The sequence below is a fragment of the Caldisericum sp. genome (assembly GCA_022759145.1).
GTDB lineage: Bacteria > Caldisericota > Caldisericia > Caldisericales > Caldisericaceae > Caldisericum.
In genome coordinates, this window is record JAEMPV010000056.1 from 1 (window position 1) to 3,689 (window position 3,689).

Below are 3,689 nucleotides of genomic sequence, written 5' to 3' on the forward strand. Positions count from 1 at the left end.
AGTCCCTATTACGATTGTAAGAGCCTGGCTTGGACATAGAAACATAACTTCAACCTTAATCTATACCAGGCGCTTGCTCAGGATACACGGAGGTTTTTTGAGTTGCTTGAGTTTTAATTATTTTTAAAACGTTTTTATTAATTGTGGAAACTAAGTTTTAATGGAGAGGAAGTTATGAATCAAATTTTTGTTTGTTATATTTCAGATCGATGGTATATTGACATTCTGGATATTTATCACACCCTAAAAATGGGCCTTTGCTACCCATACAATAACGCATAAAACCTTCTTTACAATGTGGGCATTTTATTTTTAATTTTTTTACTGCATCTTCAATTATTTTAGGCGGTATATTCACTTTTCCTTGACAACGAGTTTGGCTGTGTCGTTCACAGCCCAAAAAGATTCCGTACTTACTACAACGCAACACAACCGAAGCTCCGCATTTTGGGCATAAGGGATTTTGCATCAAGGTTATAATTTCTTTCTGTAAGCTCTCCCAAATGCTGTGTGTTTTGTTCTGCTTTTCTTCCGTACCTATAATAGCATCAACACCGAAGAACTGGTAAAGTTGTGTGATAACTTCCTTAGCCCTGATCGAAAGCATGAATTCAGACGTTTCGCTATGTGAGAGAATATTGAGACTTCCAAGCCAACAAACTTTATCATCAATGAAAGCGACTTTTTCGTGAAGTTTCTCGCGATAGATTAATTTCACTCCTATTTCTTTCAAGTATTTATATAAATCTACAAGTTCGGGGTCTTTTTTCTTTTCTGTTGCTGGCCTGGTTATAACATACAAAGCTACGCCTTTATCAATAAGATAACGGAATATGTCCCCCAAATTTGCCACCCGCTTTTGTGCAAGAAAGGGACTAAAAATGATTACTTTCTTCTCTGCTTGGACAAGGTCCTTTAAAAATTGTTCATAAAATTGACCTTCCTTCCATATTTCCCAATGTTTAAGTTCAGATATTTGTTGAACGTATGGGTGTCTGATCAAGATCGACTCGTTAAAGTAAGAAGGAAGGATATCTCGAGAATCAACAATTTTCCCGTTTTGATAGATAAAGTTAAGAACGTAAAGTAAGGCATCGTCCTTATTCATCCTTTGTAAAAAAAATGAATAATTAGCGACCAAGATGAGCTTCCCTTTGGCTCTAGTGACTGCAACGTTAATAAGTTTACTAGCTTCAGATGCTGTTTGTCCGTTTCCTGGGAATGAACCGTAAAGAAACTTTCCAGGATTTCGAAGTGGCGGTCCATCTACAGCATCAAAAATTATTATATCTTCTTCTCCTCCTTGAAACCTATGCACAGTAGCTACCCGTACATTTTCAATTAATCCTGTATTTTTTAGTATTGTAGCAATCAATTTTGCTTGTGCTGCATAAGGAGTAATAATTCCTACTCTTTTAATACCTGCTTCAACCGCCCCTTGAGCAATTCTACAACATAAAACAGCCTGATATACGTTAAAATGTGATTGTGACCCCCAAGGTCTAGAGCACCAAGGATTAATTTGTGAAGTATCACAAAAAATTAACGAAAAATCAGAAAAAGGTTCTTTCGCAACTATTTCTGAAGTTTTAGTAAGTGTTTCTTCGCTGGTTTCAAGTTCACCGCCGTACATCTTGGCATTAATAATTTCAACAATAGCAGGGTGCATCCGGTGTTGCATAGTGAGCTTTACAAGCCGTTCATCTGTTAATCCTGATTCATATCTATCTACGATACCAGCTTGCTCAAAAATATCTCTTTTTAACCATTTTTTTGACATATCAGTATCAGTAATGGCTATCGGAGGGAGCTGTCTAAAATCTCCTGTAACTATAAACCTTTCTGTTATTAGCCCTGATGTAAAAAAAATAGCAGGGAGAGGTGCCATACTGGCTTCGTCTAAAACCATTACTGCATAGTTACGTTTGTAAAGAAAAGGATCGAGAACAAGCTTTGATAAGGTTGCTCCCACTACAAGACAGTTGTCTAAAATTTCACGAGGCAAGTTTTCTATCTTTGCTTGGATAATGCTTATTTTCTGTTTTAGTTCCTGTAGTTTAGTATCCAGTGTTTTAAATTTTGCTTGAGCTTCCTTGCAATCTTCTACTTCAGCTTCTCTAAAAAGTTGTTCAATTCTTTCCTTAAGTTCTTCAAATTCTTTTCGGAGAGAAGACCTCTTTTCTTCAAGTTTCTTAACATGTGCTACTAATCCAGCCTTTTTTGTAAGAAGTTCTTGTTCTTTCTTTTGTTCTTCAATGATTTTTTGTTCTATTTGTTTCGGATCAAGTCCTGTAAAAAAACGAATTAAGAAAAATGTATTTTTAGCCTTTTCTAACTGTTTTTCTAAATGTTTTAAATTTTCCTTAACATCACGTAATTGTCTTTCCAATTCTAAAATCGATTTTTCAATTTCTTCAATATCTTTTTGCAAAGATGTTTCTTTTTCTATTATCTGAGTAAGTTTATCACATAACATGATAAGTTTTTCAAACAAACGATATGACTGTTTTAAATTTTCAATTTCCGTCTCAAGAGCTTCTTTTTCTTTAATAAGCAACTCTCTTTTTCGAGCTAAAATTTCGTCAAAAGCTATTTTATTAAAAACAGGATCATTTCGGGTTGGTATTCCATAACGAATTATTTTCCCCTCTTCTAACAGCTCCTTATTAGAAAGGATTTCTACGAGCTTCAATAGTGCTTCATCTATTGCTGCATTGGTATGTGCTGTCAAAAGCATCACTTTGTTCATTTCAACAAATTTTTCTATTATTGCAGCGATAGTTCTTGTTTTACCAGTTCCAGGTGGACCCCAAATGAATGTTATTTCCTGTGAAAGAGCTTTTGAAAGAGCATCCTTTTGTCTCGGATTTAAATTTATTTTTGTTTCGTTAAAATTCTGGTTTGCTATTGCCTTTATTAGCTTTGGTTTTACAAAACCAAAGAGTTTTAAGGCATTTTGAACATTGAATCCTTGTAATTTATTTTGGCTAACTTCTTCAAGCCTTGTTTTTAATTGTTCAAGAAGAAACCAAGGTGCTATTTGAATGATTGCTTGAGAAATAAATGGCCCAAAGTTCTTATTTAATGCCAATACAATTTCATTAGGATCAACAGAAACGATATGAGCCGTGATAATTTCAGGTCCAATAATGACTTGACATGGTGTATCTTCAGGTATTGTTCGTTCTAGCTCCACATAGAACCGATACAAAAACTTTTCAGAAAGACGGTCTATAAGTTTACCATTTTCTATAAAAATCTTTTGTCCACCCTGTCCTTTTTTTAAAGCTTCTATTTCATCATCTAAGGCTTCTTGAAATTCAGCGATTAGTTTATTAATATCTGAGGGCCCCTGCGTTGCTCGCCATCCGATATACTCGGACATTATCTCATCTCCTCATTCACCTACCTAGTACAAATTTTATCTCATTTCAATTTCATATTTTTTGTTGTATAAAGCTCAGATCTCTTAAATTTTTTTTAAAAGTGTAATTTTTTATTTATCTCCTTCAAGATTGAAGGTAGTGTTTCATTAATTGTGTAAAGACTTAAGATGTTCTATGTCCATTGTCAAGGGGTAACCTCTGGGGCTGTTCAAAAAAATTATAAGACCTTTTAACCTCTCCTTCCCACCCTCAATACTATCACAAAAATCCAAAGCCTCTGCAGAATAATCATATAGAGATTCC

The 3,689-nt window shown here is 34.6% G+C and carries 1 protein-coding gene; it reads right to left on the bottom strand.

The window, feature by feature from the left end:
* Positions 1–172: 172 nt before the first annotated feature.
* Positions 173–3,385, bottom strand: a complete 3,213-nt coding sequence (locus tag JHC30_03800; protein ID MCI4463277.1) for a topoisomerase DNA-binding C4 zinc finger domain-containing protein — start codon at positions 3,383–3,385, stop codon at positions 173–175.
* Positions 3,386–3,689: the final 304 nt, after the last annotated feature.